Source organism: Rhodococcus sp. 06-156-4 (assembly GCF_002259345.1).
Taxonomy (GTDB): Bacteria; Actinomycetota; Actinomycetes; order Mycobacteriales; family Mycobacteriaceae; genus Rhodococcoides; species Rhodococcoides fascians_E.
In genome coordinates this window covers 49,590-70,316 of record NZ_NPGB01000029.1, presented here as the reverse complement: position 1 = coordinate 70,316, position 20,727 = coordinate 49,590, and the positions used below count along the sequence as shown (strand labels likewise).

Here is a 20,727-nt window from a genome sequence, read left to right as displayed (position 1 = left end):
CGTTTCAACTCGAAAGAGCTGTCGGGGGTGCTCGCTACAGTCCCTGTCATGGCAGATCGGCAGCTAGGTGAGGTCCTGGACACGGATTCAGTCGTCCCGGTGAGGAGTGCGGAGGTGTTTCCGGACCTGTCGGGCGAGGTCGCCGCTCGGATCGAACGGTCGATGGCGTCGGCACGGTCCGGTGCTACCCGCCGCGCCTACGATTCGGCGTGGCGACGCTTCGAGACCTGGTGCACCGTCGCCGGGCACCACGCGTTGCCGGCGCATCCCGCTACGGTGGCGGCCTATCTCGTTGCGGCTGCCGACACGCTCACCGTCGACGGGACGCGGGCGTATGCGCCGTCGACGTTCGGCAAATGGATCGCGGCGGTCGCGGACCGCCACCGCGCTACCGGCTACGACAACCCGTGCGGGCACGAGATGGTGCGCGCCACTCTCTCGGGTATTCGGCGGGATTACGCGTCTGCGGGGGAGCGGCCCCGTAACCCGCGCGCACCGCTGCTGACCTCCGACATCACTACGATCGTCGATTACGCGCGTCGAGGTGGGGCCGGGTGGGCGTCGGAGGTCCTCGAACGCCGCGACACTGCGCTGCTCCTGATGGGCTACACCGGCGCATTCCGCCGCAGCGAACTCGTAGCGCTCGAATGCCGCGATGTCCACCGCGACCGCCTCGACGGCGCGCACGTACGTATCCGCAAATCGAAGACCGACCAGGACGGCACCGGAACCGTGAAAGCACTCCCGTTCACCGACCGCCACGAGTCATGTCCGGTCTGCGCGTGGGTGCGATGGCTGCAGATCGTCGCAGCGTTCGACACCGGCGGCAGAGTTGCTGTCATCCGAATACTTTCCCGCGCAGTGGAATTCGACTCCCATATCTGCCGCGGCACCCTTCCTGTAGTCGAGAAACGGTCCCCTCTGTTTCGGTCCGTCCGCAAGAACGGCAACCTCTCCGACACAGCCCTGTCCGGAGCCGCGGTGCACGCGGCGATCCGCCGCCGCGCTACTCGAGCTGGATACGGCCCCGACACCGTCGCCCAGCTCGGCGGGCATTCCCTCCGTTCCGGCTTCGTCACGCAGGCCTTCCGCAACGGTGCCGACGCGCATGCGATCATGCGCCAAACCGGGCACACCACACCCGCAATGGTCGAAACATACGCTCACGAGAATGCGCCACTGGTCGGCAACGCCGTCACCGAGCTCGGCCTATGACCAGGCACCCGACCGAACCAGTGAGCGGCGACGGGACGACAGGGGTAGATGCTGACCACGACGACCGCCCTTGTCCGATACGTGCATCGGACATCACGAACACGTCGATACCGAGGCGGGATCGGCACACGTGGTCACTGTTCGAGGACTGGTGCACCGCCCATGGCGAACCCCCATTGGCGGCCTCTCCTGAGTCACTTGCTCGGTTCCTGTATGCGCACCCCGCCGCGCCGACGACCCAACGCCGCCGGATCGCGGTGATCGACTCCGCTCATCATCGGCATCTATTACCTCCTCCAGGGCGCGCTGAGACCGTCCGGGCTGCGCTGGATGGGGCCCGCACGTCGCGCCTGCAGGAGGTGGCAGCCGTGATCGGCGGAATCATCGCCCGACTCCCCGAATACGGTTGGCCGTCAGCGTTGTTCGCGCGCAGAGACGCGCTGATCCTCACGCTCGCTACGACAGGTCTGCCGTACACGCAGATCGCGGCCCTGCGGGCATGCGATGTCACCGCCGATGCGGGTCTCGACGCCCTTCGCATCGAGACAGGCCGCGGCGTTCATACCCTCACCTCCCTCGCGCTGGCGGGGACGGGCATTTCTCCGCGCACGGTGTACCAGCGCTGGTGTGAGGTGCTCGGCCATCAGGCCCGGTATCCGAGCACCCGAATGCTCGCCGACGCTTTCGATGCCGTGGACGGCACCGGGCTCGGCGGATACGACCGGTATTTCGACCCGGCCGGTCAACATCCGCTGTCGACTGCGATCGACCGGTGGGGCCACACCCCGTTGGCTGCGACCCCGCTGACCGCCCGTGCGGTAGCGGGCATCGTGCGAATGCACTGGGACGGAAGGGCACCCACCCACCTGCAGCCCACTGCGCGGTCACAACATCCGGAGCAGATCGCGGCACCGGATCCAGTACCGCGGGTTCTACTCGACCCCGGCTACTACGAACGCGGAACGCTTGCGCGTAGACACGCCCACGGTCTTCTCGACGACGTGGACTCTGTCCTGGCCGATGTCGAAACCCGCGCGGACAGCCTGTTGGAAGCTCTCGTCGACTTTCTCGAATCGGAGACCGCACGCGTGCCGGCCGACACCGTCGAGTGACTAGTGGTTGATACTCGGGTTTGCACACACTCTTCTTCTCACGGCAGGGAGGCGGTGACGTCTCAGAAATCTCCGAGATGAAGATCGATCAGGCCGCGAACGAACGAGGCATCGATCTCGACCCCGTTCTGCGGGGTCTACGTCGAATCCGGGTCGTCTGAGAGTCGGGGATTTCGGAAATCTTTCGGAGAGCGTCCGGTCCAGCGTTTGAAGGCGTGAGAGAAGTTGGCGAGGTCGCTGTATCCGAGTTCGGTAGCGATCTCGCTGACCGAAACCGATCGGTCGAGGAGCCGTAGCATCGCGCGCTCGTACAGCAGCGAGTGGCGCACCTTGCTATAGGTGGTTCCTTCTTCGGCAAGCCGCCGTTTCAACGTGCTACTCGACATCGACAATGCTTGTGCAACATCATGGTTGGTTCGCTGTCCGAGGTCCTTTTCCAACTGTTGCCTCACCTTCTCGGCGGATGACATGGACCCACTCCGCTGGGCGAGTGTTCGCTGCAGATCAGCGATAGCGAGACGATATGCGAGGGGGTCCGAGAAGCGACAAGCCTTGTTGAGGGTCTCCTCGGGTACGTGGACGAAGGAAATCGGAGCGTCGAAGAACCGGCGATTCGCCCCCGGACCTTCGTCGTGGCTCACCTCGGCCGGCTCCGGCCAGCTCAGATGGAGTGTCACCGGCGATATGTCACCGGCGAGCATGTCCAGCAGTCGTAGTAACGCCGACCCACCGTAGGTGATGACCAAGCAGTCCAGTGCGGAATCGCCTGTGTGCGCAGTGAGCCCGACGATCAGACCGTAGTCGCCGGTGTGGAACTGCGACTTCAACGCCGTGGAGATCAATGGTAGGTATGTCAGGAGATCGACGATCTCGGCGACCGAACCAGCGCTGATCAAAGGTGAACTCAGAGGCCCGAACGATGTCAACTGGGCCTGCTCGGCAAACGCAAATCCGAGTCGAGTGGCCTGGGCGATATCGAGTTCGGGATAGACCTCCCGAAACCACCGTATCGGTGCCTGAACGTCATGCTGAATGAGCGTCGCTTCACTGGTTCCTTCGCGGTGCATGATCACACGAAGCCGCGCGGCGGCGTCAGGGTCGAGTGCGCGGCGTTCGAGCAACTGAACGAACGCAAGCGGTGGCACGCCCTCGTCGCTCAGCTTCACGGTGACCCCTTTGACCCGAATTCACAAGTTTATGACTCCACCGAACATAGCCGTCACCCGCGTTTGCGACGACACTTTCGTCAATCACGCCGGAAAACGAGGAGTTGACATGGCAGCTGTAATTTTCGTCGCCCACGATGGTGAGAAGCACGAGGCGGCTCTGGTCGAAGGTCGCTCGCTGATGCAGATTGCAACCGACAATGCTGTGCCGGGGATCGATGGAGACTGTGGGGGCGAAACGGCCTGTGGCACCTGCCATGTGATCGTCGACCCGCAGTGGTCAGGAGAGGTGGGTCTGTCCGGCGCCGACGAGGAGGAGATGCTGGCGATGAACCCCGAGCGTGAACCCACGTCTCGGTTGTCGTGCCAGATGGTGGCCTCGGAAGCGTGGGATGGCCTGATCGTTCGAACACCTGAATTCCAATTGTGATGTGCGAAAGGCAGGCACGACAGCATGAAAGTTTCTGAGTCGATCGCCGACAAGGTCCAGTCGACCATCCCGATAGGGCTGCAGATCCAGGGCGCTCATTTGTACGACAAGACCCGACGGTGGGTGACTGGCACGAATGGCAAGAAGATCTTCGTCGAAAGTCCCATCCCACCGGTCGAGGATGTCGAGCTCGCCGACATCGACCTCAGTAACCCCTTTCTTTACAGACAAGGGCGGTGGCAGTCGTACTTCGAGCGCGTGCGGAACGAGGCACCGGTGCACTACCAACCCAATAGTCCGTTCGGCCCGTTCTGGTCGGTCACGCGCCATGCCGATATCGTGGCCGTCGACAAGAATCACGCTGTGTTCTCGGCCGAACCGTTCATCGTCATCGGCGTTCCGCCCCGGTTTCTCGATATCGAGATGTTCATCGCGATGGACCCACCACACCACGACAAGCAGCGCGCTGCCGTCCAGGGGGTTGTCGCACCGAAGAACCTCCGGGAGATGGAGGGACTGATCCGATCGCGCGTACGGGAGGTATTGGACGACCTCCCCTTGAACGAGCCGTTCGACTGGGTGCAGAATGTCTCGATCGAGTTGACAGCTCGGATGCTCGCAACTCTTCTGGATTTCCCCTACGAACAACGCCGCAAACTCGTCTACTGGTCCGATTTGGCAACCTCGATGGAGCAAGCCAACGGTGGGCCCTCGGACAACGACGAGGTGTTCGAAGGCATGCGTGACATGGCCCGTGGCCTCAGCGCTCTCTGGCATGACAAAGCAGCCAGGAGGTCTGCAGGGGAAGAGTCCGGTTTCGATCTGATCACCATGTTGCAGAGCAACGAGGACACCAAGGATCTGATCGATCGTCCGATGGAATTTCTGGGCAACCTCGTCCTGCTGATCGTCGGTGGCAACGACACCACGCGAAACTCGATGAGCGGTGGCGTTCTTGCGTTGAACCAATTCCCCGACCAGTTCGAGAAATTGAAGGCCAATCCCGATTTGATCCCCAACATGAACTCGGAAATCATCCGATGGCAAACACCCTTGGCGTACATGCGCCGAATCGCCAAAGCCGACACCGTTCTGAACGGACAATTCATCCGCAAGGGTGACAAATTGGTGATGTGGTATGCCTCGGGTAACCGCGACGAACGCGTTTTCGAGAATCCTGATGATTTCATCATCGATCGTGCCAATGCGCGCAATCACATCGCGTTCGGATTCGGTGTGCACCGGTGTATGGGCAATCGGCTGGCCGAAATGCAGCTGCGGATTCTGTGGGAGGAGTTGCTTCCCCGCTTCGAGAACATCGAGGTCGTCGGCGACCCCGAGTATGTTCAGTCGAATTTCGTGCGGGGCATCAGCAAGATGATGGTGCGCCTGACGCCTACTTCCAGCGTATGACATCGCAACGGGCGATCATCGTCGGCGCAAGCCATGCTGGGGCACAACTGGCAGCTAGTTTGCGCCAAGAAGGTTGGACAGGCGACATCGTCCTCATCGGTAACGAGTCTGCCGCTCCCTATCAACGCCCCCCGCTGTCGAAGGCATACCTGGCGGGCAAATGCGTACTCGACGATATCGCCATTCGCAGCACGGACTTCTACTCCAAGCAAGGTATTCAGCTCCTGAACGCGCAGGTGGAGACCATCGTTCGGTCGGAAGGCAACGTCGTTCTCGACACCGGGGAGAAGCTGGCCTACGACAAGCTCGCGCTGTGCACGGGAGCCCGCCCTCGTCGGCTCACCGTTCCCGGGGCCGATCTCCACGGGGTCTACTACCTGCGCACCGCAGCGGACGTCGAGAGGATACGTATGGCCACCGGCCCTGGCCAGCGGGTGGTGATCGTCGGAGGCGGCTACATCGGACTCGAGACAGCGGCATCGCTGCGCGCACTGGGCGTACAGGTCACAGTCCTCGAGGCAACTGGGCGTGTGCTCGAGCGGGTCACTGCTCCCGAGGTATCGACGTTCTTCGAGCGGATACATCGCGAACAGGGAGTCGACATCAGAACGAACGCGATGGTTCAGGGCCTGTCCGGTGACCGTGAGGTTCGTGAAATCACCTTGGCCAGCGGAGAATCGATCCCCGCAGATCTGGTCATCGTCGGTGTCGGCGTCGAGCCGAACACCGACCTCGCCGCCGATGCGGGTCTTGTCATCGACAACGGCATCGTGATCGACGATCACACTCGGACCAACGACCCCGACATCATGGCGGCGGGGGACTGCGCGAGCCACGACATGGCCCGTTACGGCCGTCGACTACGGTTGGAGTCCGTCTCGAGCGCAGGAGAGCAGGCCAAAGTCGCTGCGTCGACCGCCTGCGGGAAGTCCAGAAAAATCGAAGCGTTGCCGTGGTTCTGGTCGGATCAGTATCACTTCAAGCTGCAGATCGCCGGCCTCAACACTGGATACGACGAAGTGGTTCTCAGCGGTGACCCCACCCGCGACAGTGATTTCAGTTGCTTCTATCTCCAGGCCGGTGAGCTCATTGCCGCCGACTGCATAGGTCGCCCGCGCGAGTTCATGTACAGCAAACGGGTGATCGCCCAGCGACTCCCCGTCCAACGCGAAGACCTGATGCTCGGCGGACTCGCGCGCAACTGACCGATCCTTCGGTCGTTGTGCACACAACAGCAACCGGTTTGCTCAGAGAAGGGAACATCAGCGATGACCATGACAGACCGCCCGCCCGGAGCACATACTACGCAGCCACCACACGCATACCTGGGAGCAACGGACTTCCTCGACATCGAGCACGAATCCGTGCGGGCGTTCACCGCCGCGGCAATCGGAGATGCGAGCAGCGACCGTGACAAGGCCAGACGCCTCTTCGCCGCCGTCCGCGACCGAATCTGGTACGACCCATACACCGTGTCGGACGATCCGGCCCACTATCGAGCGAGCTTCGTCCTCGAGGCCGGGCGCGCTTACTGCGTCCCGAAGGCGGTGCTGTTGACCGCAGTGTGCCGGGCGGCGGGTATCCCAGCACTGCTCGGCTTCGCCGACGTCCGAAATCACCTGCAGACCGAGACGTTGCGCACGCTGATGGGCGGCACCGACCTGTTCGTCTACCACGGCTACAGTCGCCTCTACATCGAGGGCCGGTGGTTGAAGGCCACGCCGGCATTCAATGTCGAGTTGTGCGCTCGTTTCGGCGTGCCGCCAGTGGAATTCGACGGCGATCGCGATGCTCTCATGCATGCCTTCACCGCAGACGGAGCCCAGCACATGGAGTATGTCCGCGAGCGAGGAGTCTTCGACGACCTACCCTTGAACGCGATCTTGACGGTGCTTCGGCACGCCTACGGCCCCACGATCTTCACGGGCGCTCACCCACTCGATGATGTTTTCACCGGCCGCACCCGGCCGGACGAAACTCCCGGGGATCGAAACCTTCCGCGGGAGTCTCGATGAACACAAGCGGTGAGAACATACGCGCCGAACCCCGTATCGCGGCCGACTGCCGATCGGTCGGAGCTCTCTCCGCGAACAATCGCGATCGTGAACACTCGGACCGCCTCGGACACCTTCGAATCGGGTGAGCCGATACCTGCTGGCAGAGCTGTGCCACATGACTGTCTCGTCGCCGCGGCCGTGGTAAGGCCGACACCGGAAGTTGCACCGAACAGACGAGACTCGCTCTGCCGCTGGAATTGCGGCTGCGGGCGATGAACGACCGATCCGAACGCCTCCCCGGGCACGAGACGACGCGCGATACCCATATCCCTCTCCCGTGTGCGCAGCCGCTACCGCGAGAGCGGGCCGACAGGCGTCTACCGATGTCTCTCATCTATGCAAGGAGCGCAGCAGATGACAAACAACGCACCTCACACCCCCGCCAGGACCGTGGCGATCACAGGTGGAGCTCGCGGCATCGGCTATCAGACAGCGAAGGAGTTGATTCGACGAGGCCACCGGGTCGCCATCGGCGACATCGACGAGGCACGTGCGAAGGAGGCCGCCGCCGAACTCGGGGTGAAGGTCGTCACCCGACTCGACGTCACCGAACCTGACTCGTTCACAACGTTTCTGGACCTGGTCGAACGTGAACTCGGACCCCTCGACATCCTGATCAACAACGCGGGCATCATGCCTACCGGCCACGCCCACGAAGAGGACGATGCAGTAACCCGGCGTCAAGTCGAGATCAACGTCCTGGGTGTCATCTTCGGGACCAAACTGGCTCTTCAGCGCATGCTGCCGCGCCGCACCGGACACATCATCAACACTGCGTCATTGGCCGGCGAGCTCGCGGTACCTGGTTTGGCGACCTACTGCGCTACCAAGTTCGCAGTCATCGGATTCACAGAGGCCGCACGACTGGAGTACCGCAAGTCAGGGGTTCGACTGTCCACAGTCCGCCCGACGTTCACCAACACCGAACTCGTCGCCGGAACCGCCGGCGCAAAGGGATTACGCAACGCCGAGCCGGAGGAAATCGCCCGCGCGACAGCAGATCTGATCGAGAATCCACGCCCCTTCGTCCGCGTCACCCGTCTCGCAGGCGCAATGGTCGCGGCGGTGAAATTCGTCCCCCGGCGGCTGGCGACCGGACTGGGTGCGGCCCTGAACACAGATTCGGTGTTCCTCGCGGACGTCGACATGACTGCTCGCCGAACGTATCTCGACAGAATCCAGAACAGCTGAGCATGCCGACACGCGCGCTCGACCAACCACCCGAAAGGCAGCCACAGTGACCCCCACGACTCTGATCGAGAACTATCCCCACCGGATGGGAGGGCACTGCGGGTCAGGTGCAATGCGAGACCTTCTCCAGTGGCACGGTCTGGGATGGGACGGACCACCCGACGAGGGGTTGGTGTTCGCACTGGGTGGTGATCTCGGTTTGTCCTACCTGCGATCGGACGACCTGGTCCCACCGATGTACCTGGTCGGCCGCGGTGCCGACTTCGAGATCGACTTACCGCGCAGGCTCGGCGGACAAGTCGAGGTTCTCACGACCGACGATCCCGGTGAGGGATGGTCATGGGTTCGCGACGACATCGATGCGGGAAGACCCAGTCTGGTCTGGGCCGATATCGCTGAGCTGCCCTACTTACGGGTGAAACTGCAGATGAGTCGCCACGACATCGTGGTGATCGGCTACGACGAGATCGGGGGGACTGCCTCGGTCGTCGACAACGATCGGGCCGACGTGCAGAAGATCCCGCTCGACGCGCTGGCTCGGGCGCGATCTTCCACCTCGTTCCCGCAACCGACACGTCACTGCACGTACCGAATCACGTGGCCGCAGACACTGCCGCCCGTGTCGACTGCCGCGGCCGCGGCCTTCGCCCGATCCGCCGCCAGCATGCACGCCCCATCGACACCGGGAATAGCCGACCACATACCAGCAGCCGGTGCCGACGGTTTGGCCGCGGTCGACCAGCTGGCAACCGACGTCAAGAGCTGGGTCGACCTTCCGCCCGATGACCTCGAGACGCTGCTGTTCAGTCTCGGTATCTTCATCGAAAAGGCCGGAACCGGAGGCGGGCTCTTTCGTCGGCTTCTCGCCGACGGCTGTACCGAGATTGCACGTCTGACCGGTGATCCCGCTACCGCAGACCTCGCGGTGGCCGCCGATCACTGCGCCCAGGCCTGGACCGAAACTGCCCGCGCCGGAACACAACGCGGTCTCGATGTACGAACACGCGCAGCTGCGGTGGCCGTGTCGGCTGCCAGACTGTCGGAACTCGAGCTGATCCTGGTGGAGTCCCTGGAGTCTGCTTCACGCTCGCTGTCCGCCATCACGAGATGATGCCCACCGTCGTTCGATGGCGCGCGGTACACGGGGCGCATCGCACTGTGCTGCAGCTGTCGTCGCCGACACCGTACGCCCTGGCGACCTCACTGATCGGCTTGGAAGAGTCGATGACCTCTCGGCACAGTTCGTCTTTGAACTCGGTGCTGAAAGATCGACGCGATCTGCTCATGCTTGTAGATCCCTATTCCAAGCGGGTCTAGTGTCCGAATCCCTGGGCCGATCAGATCACGACGCCAGCCACTGGGCTGCGGGGTGGATGACCCTCATCTGCAACCTCGCCGACGTTTTCAACGCGCGGTTCACTTCTGACATAGTGCAGTTTATCTATCGAAACTAACAGCGGTGCAGGCCGAGCGCACGATGACGCGACAGACTCGGCACAATTTTTTTTCACGACAGAGAGGTCCGACCATGAAAAGAGTTCCGGACGAGGTCAGCGGGTCGGCCGGCCCGGCTGTCGAGAACTGGGCGCGCTCGTTCTGGAGCACGAGTTTCGACTCGCCTGATCTACCGCCCCACCACCCCGACTGTCTTGGTTGTGGGCCGCAGAACCCGCACGGCCACGCCCTGTCGGTCCAGCGTGACGAGAACGGCGTGGTGGCTCACCATGTGTTCGATCAACGTCATGTCGGGGCACCCGGGATAGCACACGGAGGCGCGGTGGCGACCGTTCTCGACGATCTGTTCGGCTTCCTGCTCTACACAGTGGGTGAGCTCGCCGTGACGCGGCGTCTCGAGCTCGACTACCTGGCGCCGGTTCTGCTCGGCACTCCATACGTATTGCGTGCTGCCGTTCGGTCTCGTGATGGGCGCAAACTGGATCTCACGGCCACGATGGACGATGCGCAGGGCCGCTCGGTAGCCACCGCTACTGCCCTGTTCGTGGTGGTCGAGGTCGAACACTTCATGCAGTCCCAAGCCCGAGCCCAACTCCGGGCCACGGACACGAATCACACCGAAGAATAGACACCCTGGCCGACCTTCACCGACGTCCATCACCCGCGGTGGCTGTCGTACGGCTGCGTCTACCTGGCGCAAAGACGGCGAGGACGAGTGCCCCAGCGGCGGTCAGCGCCGCCAACGACAGTGTCGCCTGACCACTTCCGTGTACGAATGCGGCTCTGGCGAACTCGGCCAGCGGCTGACCAGCTGGTCCTGCGCGGTCGGCGACCTGTAACGCGGCGGCCAGAGAATCGGCCACCGGACCACGGGCAGGCTCGGGTAGCTGGGGCAGAGCCGGCTGAATGTGCTGAACGTAACCGGCCGCGAGCACGCTACCGGCTACCGCAATCCCAATCGCGGCACCGATTTCGCGAGCTGCGTCGTTGACCGCGGCAGCCACCCCGTGCTTGGCCTCAGGAGTGTCCGAGACGATGGCGAAAGTCGCAGGGGCGGTACACAACCCCAAACCCGCACTCATGATGAGCAAGGGCCACAGCAGGTCAGGGTAAGTCGCCGCGACGGTCAGTCTGCTCACCATCACCAGTCCCGCCGCGATGGTGAGCAGACCTACAGTGGTCATCACCCGCAGCCCAACAATGTTCGACAGCCAGGGTGCAATCACCGAGATCACGATGAGCGGCACGACCATAGGGGTCAACGCCAACGCGGCGGTGAGCGGTCCATAACCGAGAATCAACTGCAGATACTGCACCAACAGCAAGAACACCCCGAAGGTCACCAGAAATTGGATACAGACAGACAGCGCGCCGGCACCGAAACCACGGCGGGCGAACAACCGGACATCGAGTAGGGGTGCCGAGGAACGTAGTTCTACGACGACGAACACCGCAACCGCAAACAAGCCCACCGCAGTGCTGATGGCGACGAGCGAATCCGACCAGCCACGGGCCGGAACCTCGATCACAGCGAAGACGATCGCCCCGACCGCGACAACTACGGTCACCGCGCCCACCCAATCGACCGGTGGATGCTCCTGCTGGCGGGACTCCGCGATACTGCATGCCAACCCGGCCAGAACCGCTCCGGCGACGGTCAACCCGACGAACACCGAGGTCCACGACCACTGCTCGAGCAGCACACCAGCCCCGAGGATGCCCAGGACCGCCCCGGATCCAGCAACCCCGGCCCACACACCTACAGCGCGGCCGCGATGCGCCGGTGGAAATCCCGCGGTCAGTATCGACAGCGTCGAGGGCATGACCAGCGCCGCACCCGCCCCAGCCAACGCGCGAGCAGCGATCAGCCACGCCGGGTCGGCGAGAAACAAGGGCAATGCCGACGCGAAAGCGAACAACGCCAACCCCGCCACGAGCACCCCCCGGCGACCGTACCGGTCACCGATCGCACCGGCAGGCAGAACGAAGCACGCCAAAACCAACGTATAACCGTCGACTATCCAGGTCAGTTGGGCTTGCGTCGCCCCTGTCGCGACCGCGATCTGGGGCAACGCTGAATACAATGCTGCCATTGCGGCCACCACCAACGCGACTGCCATGCACGACACAATCAACATCCACCACTGGGCACCGCTCCATCGAGCGACGCTGGCAGAGTCGGATCTACGTTCGTTCAACGGCCAGCCTCCCAGTTCGAGACTGATCGTCTCGGTTCGAGACTATTAGTATCACAACTCTGCGGGTGTGACAGAATGATCAATCGAGGACATGTCTTGTCAGTCAAATGGAGCGGAGCCCGTTCATGGTCGACCCTCTCGTTGCAACCGAGGGCTCGGCCGACCCCCGGCTGGCGCGCTCACGTAACCGGTTACTCGAAGCGGCCGGTCAGCTGCTGTCCACCGGCGGTGTGGAGGCGGTCACCGTGGAGGCGGTCACCCGCATGTCGAAGGTTGCACGTGCCACTCTGTACCGACATTTCGGAAGTACCACTGACCTGCTCGCTGCAACCTTCGAGCGACTATTACCCCCAGTCGACACCGATATCGATACCGGTCCGCTACGTGAACGTCTGATTTCGTTGCTCACCACCCAAGCCGACCTCATCGACCAAGCTCCGGTGCAGATGACCACGCTGGCCTGGCTGGCAATGGGGCCCGTCAACAGCGGCGACGCCAGCCGGCGCGATCTCGATCCTGGCGCGGTGGTCTCGCTTCGGGCCCGTGTCATAGAGCAATACCGCAGGTCCCTGGATCAGATCCTGACGGCGCCTGACGCTCGCGCTGTGCTCGGCGAGATCGACACCACCTTCGCCCTCATTCAGCTCCTCGGACCGATAGTGTTCGCTCGCCTCACAGGACTGCGCCACATCCACGCCGACGACTGCATCCAAATCGTCGACAACTTTCTCGCCGCCCATGCCGCAAGTGTCCGATCGAGCACTTCGCGCGACAACAGCCGTCCATGGCCGGCCGCGGCGCTAGACCCGCAGCTCACCGACGGCCAGTAAAACTTGATGGGAAATTTCACCATCAATGCGCTATCCAGTCAGGGATCGCAGCGCTCACTGGATAAGGCCGGACGTGTGCTCGAGAACTCGGAGTTGCACTGCAGTGCACTTCTGACATCGTGCAGCCGTCTTCTGAAACTGACATTCGAAGTAGCGCCTGACCTGCTTGTCGGTGTCCTGGTAGATAGTGTTGAAAGTAAATCCTGTTTGATAGTGTGATTCGAGACGGAGGGCGTCAGGTGGACGAAAACCTCATCGGGTACGCCCGATGCTCCACCCGAGGGCAGGACTTGCGAGCGCAGCGCACAGCCCTCCGCAAGCTCGGCGTCGACACCGGCAACATCTACACCGACCGCGGCTACACCGGCCGCAACCGAGAACGCCCCGGCCTCAGCGAAGCGCTCGCCGCAGTGGGGGAGGGGGACACTCTGGTCGTCACCAAACTCGACAGGCTCGGACGTTCCGTCACCGACCTGCACGCCATCGTCGCCGAACTCGACGCCAAGGGCGCCCGCCTGGCCTACGGCGGATCGGTCTACAACCCCGGCGATCCGGCCGGCAAGATGTTCTTCTCCATCCTCGCGGCAATGGCGGAATTCGAAGCCGACCTCACCCGCGCACGCACCCGCGAAGGCGTAGCCATCGCCAAGGAACAGGGCCGCATGACCGGACGCAGACCCAAACTCTCTGCGCTGCAACACGAACGCTTGCTCGAAGACTACGAAGGCGGCAAGTACGGCGCCGCGAAACTCATGGAGCTCTACGGCCTCAGCCGCTCGGCGATGTACGCCGCAATCACCCGCGCACGGCAGCAACGAGACACGAACGCACCCGGCACGCACTGAATCCGCCGCGACCCGACGAGGTGTGAACCCACTTCACCACCCGACAAGAAGACCCCGGCAGTGCTGCGAACACCACCGGGGCCGATCGATCACAGACACAGCAAAGGACCTGCGATCATGACCAACGCTAATACCCGACCCGGGCACGACACCACCGAGGACACCCGCGAGATCCACCCCGCCGTCATCACCTGGGCGCTGGTCATCGGACTGATCGTCGCGTTCGCAGTCACTGCCTCCAGCTTCAAACTGAGCTTCACCACGCTCCTCGACCTGGCAACCATGGCCGGAATGCATGATTCCGCCTGGGTGATCCCCGTCGTGCTCGACGGGCCGATCCTCGCCGCCAGCATCCTGCGGATCGCGCTGTCCCAGCACTCCGACAGGCGCACAGTCCTCGGCCGCCGATTCATCATCGCCGTATTCGCCCTCGCCGGAGTTGCCAGCATGGCAGGAAACGCCTACCACGCAGTTCTCACCGTGACAGATTTGAACGCGGCCGTCGCCGCAGCCCTCGCTGCACTCGCACCACTGATGGTGATGACCATGGGCGAAATGATGTCCGTCGCCATCAGAGCCCCCCGCCGGCGCACCATCGAGACAACCCCGGCCGACACCCTGACCCCGGCCGATGCAGTCGGAACAGACGTCTCGCGGCACGTCGACAAGGCCGACCCAGTCGACTCCGGCTTTACCACCGCGCAGCCTGCCGTCGACGAAGACCTCGACAACGGACTCCTCAAGCCCGCGGTCTGGGCCAGCGTCTACCTCTGGCTCGAACACCCCGACATGTCGAACAGCGACATCGCCCGCGAACTCGGAATCCACACTTCGACAGTCGGTCGACACATCAAAGCCTGGAACGACGTACAGCGAAAGATGGCGCACAGGCGCAGCTTGGAGCACACAACGGGCGTACAGCGCAACGACGATGACAGCACCGGCGCACCCTCGTCCGACGCGGCCGTTCAGAACACTGAGGATCGAAGAGAGTTCGACGGGCGCCGGGTCGCAAGCGAGGACTACTCAGCCGTGGAGGCCGACACCCTCGAATACGTCGGGGCTTCATCTAGATAGCCAGTTTGCGGCCGGTGACCACTCTCTGTCATCGTCAGCCGAGCGGCGATTGGAAGTCATTCTCAGAAGGGGCCGAGTGGCCTGGTAACTCGTATGTGCCTCGTCCTGGTACGAGTCAAACTTTGGGGCCGATCACGTGAGGTTCGGGTTTGGCGAAGCTGTCATTATCCAGAAGACCGCCGAAATCGGACACGGACGAGGTGCCCTTCAGAGCTTCGGATCCGCGGCGGGGCGCCGTGGCGTCGTCGTACCACGTAAACCAAGGTAGTCCGCGGCGTGCGTACTCGGCCGCGGTTGGAGGGAGCGTCGGAGGCCTCTCGCCGGTGAGTTGCTCCCAGGCGTCGCTGTTGGTGATGTTGACCCGAAAGTGGACGCCATGTTCTAAATCCCAGTCATCCTGTGCGCGAACGGGAGTCTTGATCGACTGACGGATCGACCCGCCACCTGCAAGTCCCATTGGAGGGGGTGATGCGCAGACGACCAACGCACAGAAGTCCTCACCCGCGTACTCGTACGATGGGCGCATCTCCTCCCACTTCGACGCCTTGAGCGGGTAGGCCGCGACGTTGATTCCACCTGTCGCGGATGCGCTGGAGAGCTGTTCCTCGACGGCGATGCCGCGACCCAATGGCATTGCAACGAACTGCCGCACCTCGCCTTCGCCGACGTTGAACCCGTCGAGCCAGGGCTGTTCGGGAACCTCGAAGTAGTCTTCTACCGCGAAATCGGGGACAGGTGACCATTGGCCACCAGTCACCGCGTTGATGGCTCCGGATCCGATGGTGACGAGATACGGGTATCGGCCTGAGAAGTCGATCCAGCACGCCTCGGCCTGCCACATCGGCAGACTCGCGTGGGTGTCAGCGTCGATCAGGCGCGATGAGCCGTCACCGCGTAGGGGAAAGGTCCCGAGGCTGGGCGGCAAATCGTAAGTCGAACCGTCGTCGGGTACCCGCAGTGTGCGGTGAAACGACACACTCAGTTGTGCATCTGCGTGCACGTCGGGGCTGGTGATCGTGACACCGTCGACATCGATGGTCGCTGGCATGGTCGTCTCCTAGTGAACTGAGGGAGGAGGCAGCCCCGCGAGCTTCGAGGGTCCACCTGGATTCGACTCGGAGGATGTCACGAGGGTCCGACAGAAAACAGGTGCCGACGATGCGCTCGATGGGCACCGTCATTGGGTGAACATAGCTCCCTGTACAGCATCAATCGTCGAGGCGCATCGCGCAAGCACCGGTGGACGCGAGGTCGAACGTCTTGGGTTACACCCTCGATCGCCCTCGTTTTCGGGGGGAGGGTGAACTATGACCGATACGCACAATTGCTGACTGTCAATCGGTCCGATGAACCGGCGTTACGGTTCCGCTCACGGCAGGCTAATCCAGTTGTGGTCGAACACACGGCGGACCTCGGTGTGCCATTCTGTGGCGCCGTCTGTCCATCCAGACCCGGGCTTACCTGTTTTGCCACTGACGACAAGTGCGGCGAGTGAGGGCTCCTCCTTGGCCTGGTTTTCCTCGGAAAGCTGGTCGAGTATGTGACGCGCTTGATTGCGGAGATCGATTCCGAACATGCCGATGGCAGCGCCGAGTTCGGTGTAGGTCAGTAGCGATTTGCGCAGCGCCGCCACAATCAATGCCGCACGGGCACGCGATACGTCAGGGCCCCAGTCTTTTGCCATGGATCCCACGGTAACTGTCGAGTGCGCTCTAGGTTGCCGGTGTTCATGTGAGACAATTAGTCGGACCCAGGAACGGGTACCACCAGGGCCGGATGACAATTCGTGCAGCAGAAACATCGCATGGCAACCGCTTCGGCGAAGCGACCATCTCCCGCTATGACTGCTGAACCAGGTTCTGCAGTCGGCAACACCGCCCCGGCAGCAGGTCTCTATCAACGCCATAGTTCCCGACCGCTGTATTGGCATTTGCCGAGGCCGCTTGGCCGTGAAACCACACCGCCGTACGGCAAAGTGGGCAGTAAGCAACAGTGCACAAGGCGACGGAAGGGAAACATGGTGGCGTTCTGGTGGGCGAGCCAGGGGAAGAACCATCCGATTGCCATCAAGCAGGGCTCGTTGTGGACCTGTCCGTGGGCAGATGGGTCGCTTCCCACGGATCGTGCGTTGATCAAGAAGATTCAACCCGGCGACGTCGTGTTCCACTACCAGGGGCCATTTCTGCGTGCGGTCAGCGTTGCTGTGGCCTCTTTCGTGCCTTACCTGCGTCCAGATGGTTACCCCAAGGGCATCGACGCGCACCCCGATGATGGGTGGCTCGTGACCGTAGATCCCGTCATCCAGGGCTTGGAAATTCACAGAAGCCGAATCGCGGAGCTCCTACCGCACGGCTCCCCGGGGCCTCTCGACAAGAACGGCAGTCCGCAGCAGAAGTACCTCTCGATGCTCAGTCAGCGCGACGGGGCCCGATTGCTGGAAGAGATTGACCTCGCGCCCCTATCTGTCAGCGCTGACCTGCCTGTCGAATCGGCAGAAATGTATGTTCAAGATCGCGACACGGATGCCGCCGCCCGCGTGTGGTCTCGAATCGAACAACGTGGGCTACGCGCTTATTTACTCGCCGGCCGAACCGAAGCAAGCTGCGGATTGTGCGGTCGGCTGCTGCCCACGGCGCTGCTCGTAGCCGGACACATCAAACCCAGGGCGCACTGCACCAACCAGGAACGATGGAACTATAGGGCAATCGCCATGCTGGCCTGCCTGTTCGGGTGCGACGCGTTGTTCGAACACGGATTCATCGCCGTCGACGACGACGGAACGATAGTCGAGGGACGAGCCACCACGAACAAGGAACTCACGCGAGCATCCGCTGAACTGATCGGATCGACCTGCCCCGCGTTCGACGAGACGCGTGCGGGCGCGTTTCGAGCTCACCGAGAGTTGAGCCGGTTATGAGTCCCATCGAGGTACGTCTGCTCTCCGGAGCCCGCGAATGGGCACTGTCGGAGGTACCGAAGATCGTTCCTGCAGCACAGATGGTGCTAACCATTCGAGGGTTGAACTCCCGGACAGTCACCCTCGACGGCAAGGTCGCACGCCTGAGCGGGGGAGCGCTCGGGGTCCTGGCCCTGGACATGACTCGATCCACGGGATACCACCGACTGGACGTCGACGGCACCACATTCTGGTTTGGCACCGAAGACGCCAAACTGCGCCTCGACGGCATCGAAGCCATGCTCGCTGAGATGGGAAACCTCGGCACAGGATGGGGTGGCCAGGCATTGTTCTCGGACGGCACCGGATTAAGAGACGCGCATGTGGTTTACGGCTGGCTCGACGAATGGGCCGACCGAGCCCTAACTGCCGTCGAGACGATTCTCGCGGCTCCCCGATCCCGGAATGAACGGACCCAGAAACTCAGTCGGAAAGGCGGGAGTGGGGTGTTGACCGCTCCCACCCTTCGTCTCCTGCGTTCGTCTCCTCGTCAATATCTTGCTGCCAACGACAACGGTTTGATGGAGATAGGTACAGAGCGATACGACCCTCTCCGCGTTGTGGTCCGGCAGCGTTCGAGCACCCTACGCACCATCGCGAACGGCCGGGCGGTGAGTTTGCTCAGTTGGATCACGCGATTGGCGACCGAAGTGGTCGACAGTGATCCCTCGACCACGGTATTAACCCGATGTCGGCTCTGGGCGAACAGAGCGTCGACCCTTGCAAGAAGACCCTTGGCGCATTCATTTTCGGCAACGACGCTAACTAGCTATGGAAGCTATCCTCGTCAATCGGAAGAGCTGCTCGAAGCGCCCTACCGTGCGACTTATGCAGCCGCCGCCGACATTGCGCGCCTCTTCGGGTGGTCGGCAAACATCCGGCCGATGTCCAGGTATAGCTACGTGGCCAAGTCCGATTCCATCTATCAGGCATACACCGCAACCCGTCTCGCCAAATCTTTGGGTTTGCAGCAGACCGATCCTGTGTTGGGTTCGCGGCCGCTCGCTTTCACAGGCCCACTGTTCGACCTCTACTACGACACCACCTGCCCTGCAGACGTGCTCAAATCCTGGCGGTCCTCCAGTACACGGCCTGACGATTCGCGCCCGGACTTACTGCTCTACGAACGTTCGAGCGGTAGGGTTGCAGTGATAGATGCTAAGTACCGTCAAGCGAAAGACGGCGGTGCGTCCGAAGATTCCCGCAAAGAAGTCACCTCGTACCTCGGGCTGTACGGGCTGGCATCGGTGTCCATCCTGTTTCCCGGCGATACCGAGCCTGTCGCCGTCTCGGGACATGACCGAACGATCTACGAGATACCTGTCCGGCCCGCTGGCGACAGCCTGGACGTGGCCCTTCCCCTGATACTGGATTCCATGGAGGTTCCTCCGTACTAGAGCAGGGGAAGGAGCTCATCGGAAGGTCCGTCCATCATGCGGTCGAACATCGCCGCAATCGACGCGGCGTTGGGCAGCTTGCCGCACACCTCACGAAGCTCCTCGACATCCGAGTGAGAACCGCGCACTTGATGCAGAAGCTTGTCGGCCACGGATTCGCCGAGTGCCCGCACCTCGGATTCGGCGGTCCGATCGGCGTGCGCGATTGCAAGTACGACATCACGAAGCAGACCCATCGTGAACCACGAACGCCCGATGGAGGTTTGCAGAATAGCGCTGCTGATCTCGCCCAGTAGTGACCGGACTTCCGGCGACAGATCGTCGGGTGTGGTGACCGATGAGAGCGCCTGCTGTCTGATTCCGTCGAACTGAGACGGGCGAGAATTGTTTATTCGTTCCGCCACGTCCGCGTGGGCGGTAGCGATGATTTTGGCGACCTTGCTCGACACCGCATTACTTGGATCGTCCTCGTAATCGTCGCCCAGGACATTAGGCATCGTGATGACAGTCGACCGACGCTTGGTCGGAGAACTGACTCGAGTACGGGTTTCCGGCTCATCCCGGTAAGAGTTGCAGGTGGCCAGGATGAACGTGTCGATCGGCAGTTGGCCCGCGGTGTTACCTGCGATGTTGACTCTGCGCGTCTTTTCTTGCGTGGCGACGAGAATCGAACCCATGTAGGTCTCGATCGATGCCAGATTGAACTCCTCCAAGACGAGGATCTTGGCTTCGAGCGGGCTCTCGGTGATTAGAATTTCGCGCGCAAATGGACGTAGCTCCGGGGTGCCGTCGAGGCGTTCGTATCCGATGAACTCCGCTTCATCGAAATCGGTGCGTATCGCGACAACCACTGGCGGGTCGAGGTCCAGCTCATCTCGTAGCGCCGTTGCGATAAGCGTTGCGAACATGGTTTTTCCGGTTCCAGGTTGTCCGACTAGCACCACGATATCGCCGCGCAGCCAGCCAGTGAGTACACGTCGGACCAACCCCGGGGGCAGTACGTATCCGCCTCCTCGGAGCCGTCCTTCGAGGCTGGTGACAAGCTCGCGAAGGTCCATCCCCACAGTGGGGGCGGGGGGCAGGCTGCCCAAGACCTCGTAAGTGTCGATCCCGATAGGAGTGTCTTCGAAATCATCGACGCGGTACTCACTAGGAACAGCGTTCGAGTACGCAGTGCCGATGAGATCGGCAACATCGAGGTTGAACTCGAGACGGAACCATAACACCAGGCGATCGAGAGGGTCGGTTGGCGCATCTGCCGGTAGATCGAGAGCCGAGACGTCCTTGTCGCGGCCGAACCACAGCGCGAGATCGACCAGTTGCACTGCGCCCTGGCTCATCATCGATGCAAGTTCGGCACCCGCCCCGGGTGTGATGTGCCAGAT

General features: G+C 62.3%; 19 protein-coding genes and 1 pseudogene. 14 read left to right on the top strand and 6 right to left on the bottom strand.

Annotated features, from left to right (window positions below):
* Positions 1–48 precede the first annotated feature (48 nt).
* On the top strand, positions 49–1,215 hold the full coding sequence (locus CH290_RS21885; protein WP_032364181.1) for a site-specific integrase: 1,167 nt from the start codon (positions 49–51) through the stop codon (positions 1,213–1,215).
* A 368-nt stretch (positions 1,216–1,583) separates the two neighbouring features.
* A complete protein-coding gene (locus CH290_RS21880) occupies positions 1,584–2,327 on the top strand; it encodes a recombinase (protein WP_230591063.1) in 744 nt (247 codons plus the stop codon).
* 137 nt (positions 2,328–2,464) lie between these two features.
* Here the strand turns inward: CH290_RS21880 and CH290_RS21875 are convergent, their stop codons facing one another.
* Positions 2,465–3,493 carry a helix-turn-helix domain-containing protein gene (locus CH290_RS21875; RefSeq protein WP_052047647.1) on the bottom strand — a complete coding sequence of 343 codons (1,029 nt, stop codon included), beginning with the start codon at positions 3,491–3,493 and terminating at the stop codon, positions 2,465–2,467.
* Between the two features lie 109 nt (positions 3,494–3,602).
* On the opposite strand from CH290_RS21875, the gene CH290_RS21870 reads away from it, so the two are divergent.
* From CH290_RS21870 to CH290_RS21845, 6 genes are all read left to right on the top strand, one after another.
* Complete coding sequence (locus CH290_RS21870; RefSeq protein WP_024793405.1) at positions 3,603–3,923, top strand: 2Fe-2S iron-sulfur cluster-binding protein; 321 nt, start codon at positions 3,603–3,605, stop codon at positions 3,921–3,923.
* 24 nt (positions 3,924–3,947) lie between these two features.
* Positions 3,948–5,336, top strand: coding sequence for a cytochrome P450 (locus CH290_RS21865; RefSeq protein ID WP_032364182.1), 1,389 nt, complete (start codon positions 3,948–3,950; stop codon positions 5,334–5,336).
* A complete protein-coding gene (locus tag CH290_RS21860; protein ID WP_032370840.1) occupies positions 5,333–6,541 on the top strand; it encodes an NAD(P)/FAD-dependent oxidoreductase in 1,209 nt (402 codons plus the stop codon). Before CH290_RS21865 ends, CH290_RS21860 begins: the two co-directional genes overlap by 4 nt.
* 69 nt (positions 6,542–6,610) lie before the next feature.
* Entirely contained in the window at positions 6,611–7,351 is a 741-nt protein-coding gene (locus CH290_RS21855; RefSeq protein WP_032370982.1) for a transglutaminase-like domain-containing protein, read from the top strand.
* A gap of 396 nt (positions 7,352–7,747) precedes the next feature.
* Positions 7,748–8,584 carry an SDR family oxidoreductase gene (locus CH290_RS21850; protein ID WP_032364247.1) on the top strand — a complete coding sequence of 279 codons (837 nt, stop codon included), beginning with the start codon at positions 7,748–7,750 and terminating at the stop codon, positions 8,582–8,584.
* 46 nt (positions 8,585–8,630) lie between these two features.
* Complete coding sequence (locus CH290_RS21845; protein ID WP_032382558.1) at positions 8,631–9,695, top strand: BtrH N-terminal domain-containing protein; 1,065 nt, start codon at positions 8,631–8,633, stop codon at positions 9,693–9,695.
* A gap of 55 nt (positions 9,696–9,750) precedes the next feature.
* Here CH290_RS21845 and CH290_RS30785 read toward each other — a convergent pair.
* A pseudogene (locus CH290_RS30785) lies at positions 9,751–9,870 on the bottom strand (transposase); the annotation flags it as partial.
* A gap of 242 nt (positions 9,871–10,112) precedes the next feature.
* Between CH290_RS30785 and CH290_RS21835 the strand changes: the two are divergent.
* Positions 10,113–10,667: a PaaI family thioesterase gene (locus CH290_RS21835; RefSeq protein ID WP_032364186.1), complete on the top strand. Its 555-nt coding sequence runs from the start codon at positions 10,113–10,115 to the stop codon at positions 10,665–10,667.
* Between the two features lie 16 nt (positions 10,668–10,683).
* On the opposite strand, the gene CH290_RS21830 is transcribed toward CH290_RS21835, so the two are convergent.
* On the bottom strand, positions 10,684–12,159 hold the full coding sequence (locus CH290_RS21830) for an MFS transporter (protein WP_371128951.1): 1,476 nt from the start codon (positions 12,157–12,159) through the stop codon (positions 10,684–10,686).
* Positions 12,160–12,362: 203 nt separating this feature from the next.
* On the opposite strand from CH290_RS21830, the gene CH290_RS21825 reads away from it, so the two are divergent.
* The 3 genes from CH290_RS21825 to CH290_RS21815 all read left to right on the top strand — a co-directional run bounded on the left by CH290_RS21825 (position 12,363) and on the right by CH290_RS21815 (position 14,989).
* Positions 12,363–13,067 (top strand): TetR/AcrR family transcriptional regulator, encoded by a 705-nt coding sequence (locus tag CH290_RS21825; protein WP_032364248.1) that lies wholly within the window; start codon positions 12,363–12,365, stop codon positions 13,065–13,067.
* A 239-nt stretch (positions 13,068–13,306) separates the two neighbouring features.
* Positions 13,307–13,912, top strand: coding sequence for a recombinase family protein (locus CH290_RS21820; RefSeq protein WP_037162214.1), 606 nt, complete (start codon positions 13,307–13,309; stop codon positions 13,910–13,912).
* 117 nt (positions 13,913–14,029) lie between these two features.
* Positions 14,030–14,989, top strand: coding sequence for a DUF2637 domain-containing protein (locus CH290_RS21815; RefSeq protein WP_094620597.1), 960 nt, complete (start codon positions 14,030–14,032; stop codon positions 14,987–14,989).
* A 115-nt stretch (positions 14,990–15,104) separates the two neighbouring features.
* On the opposite strand, the gene CH290_RS21810 is transcribed toward CH290_RS21815, so the two are convergent.
* Entirely contained in the window at positions 15,105–16,037 is a 933-nt protein-coding gene (locus tag CH290_RS21810) for a hypothetical protein (protein WP_094620596.1), read from the bottom strand.
* Positions 16,038–16,358: 321 nt separating this feature from the next.
* Positions 16,359–16,673: a hypothetical protein gene (locus tag CH290_RS21805; protein ID WP_094624311.1), complete on the bottom strand. Its 315-nt coding sequence runs from the start codon at positions 16,671–16,673 to the stop codon at positions 16,359–16,361.
* A 333-nt stretch (positions 16,674–17,006) separates the two neighbouring features.
* Here CH290_RS21805 and CH290_RS21800 point away from each other — a divergent pair, with 333 nt between their 5' ends.
* Both CH290_RS21800 and CH290_RS21795 read left to right on the top strand, forming a co-directional pair.
* Positions 17,007–17,906 (top strand): hypothetical protein, encoded by a 900-nt coding sequence (locus CH290_RS21800; RefSeq protein ID WP_052062001.1) that lies wholly within the window; start codon positions 17,007–17,009, stop codon positions 17,904–17,906.
* A gap of 179 nt (positions 17,907–18,085) precedes the next feature.
* Complete coding sequence (locus CH290_RS21795; RefSeq protein ID WP_141216125.1) at positions 18,086–19,342, top strand: hypothetical protein; 1,257 nt, start codon at positions 18,086–18,088, stop codon at positions 19,340–19,342.
* Here CH290_RS21795 and CH290_RS21790 read toward each other — a convergent pair.
* Positions 19,339–20,685: an AAA family ATPase gene (locus CH290_RS21790; RefSeq protein WP_141216124.1), complete on the bottom strand. Its 1,347-nt coding sequence runs from the start codon at positions 20,683–20,685 to the stop codon at positions 19,339–19,341. The two genes, CH290_RS21795 and CH290_RS21790, sit on opposite strands and share 4 nt — an antisense overlap.
* Between the last annotated feature and the right edge of the window lie 42 nt (positions 20,686–20,727).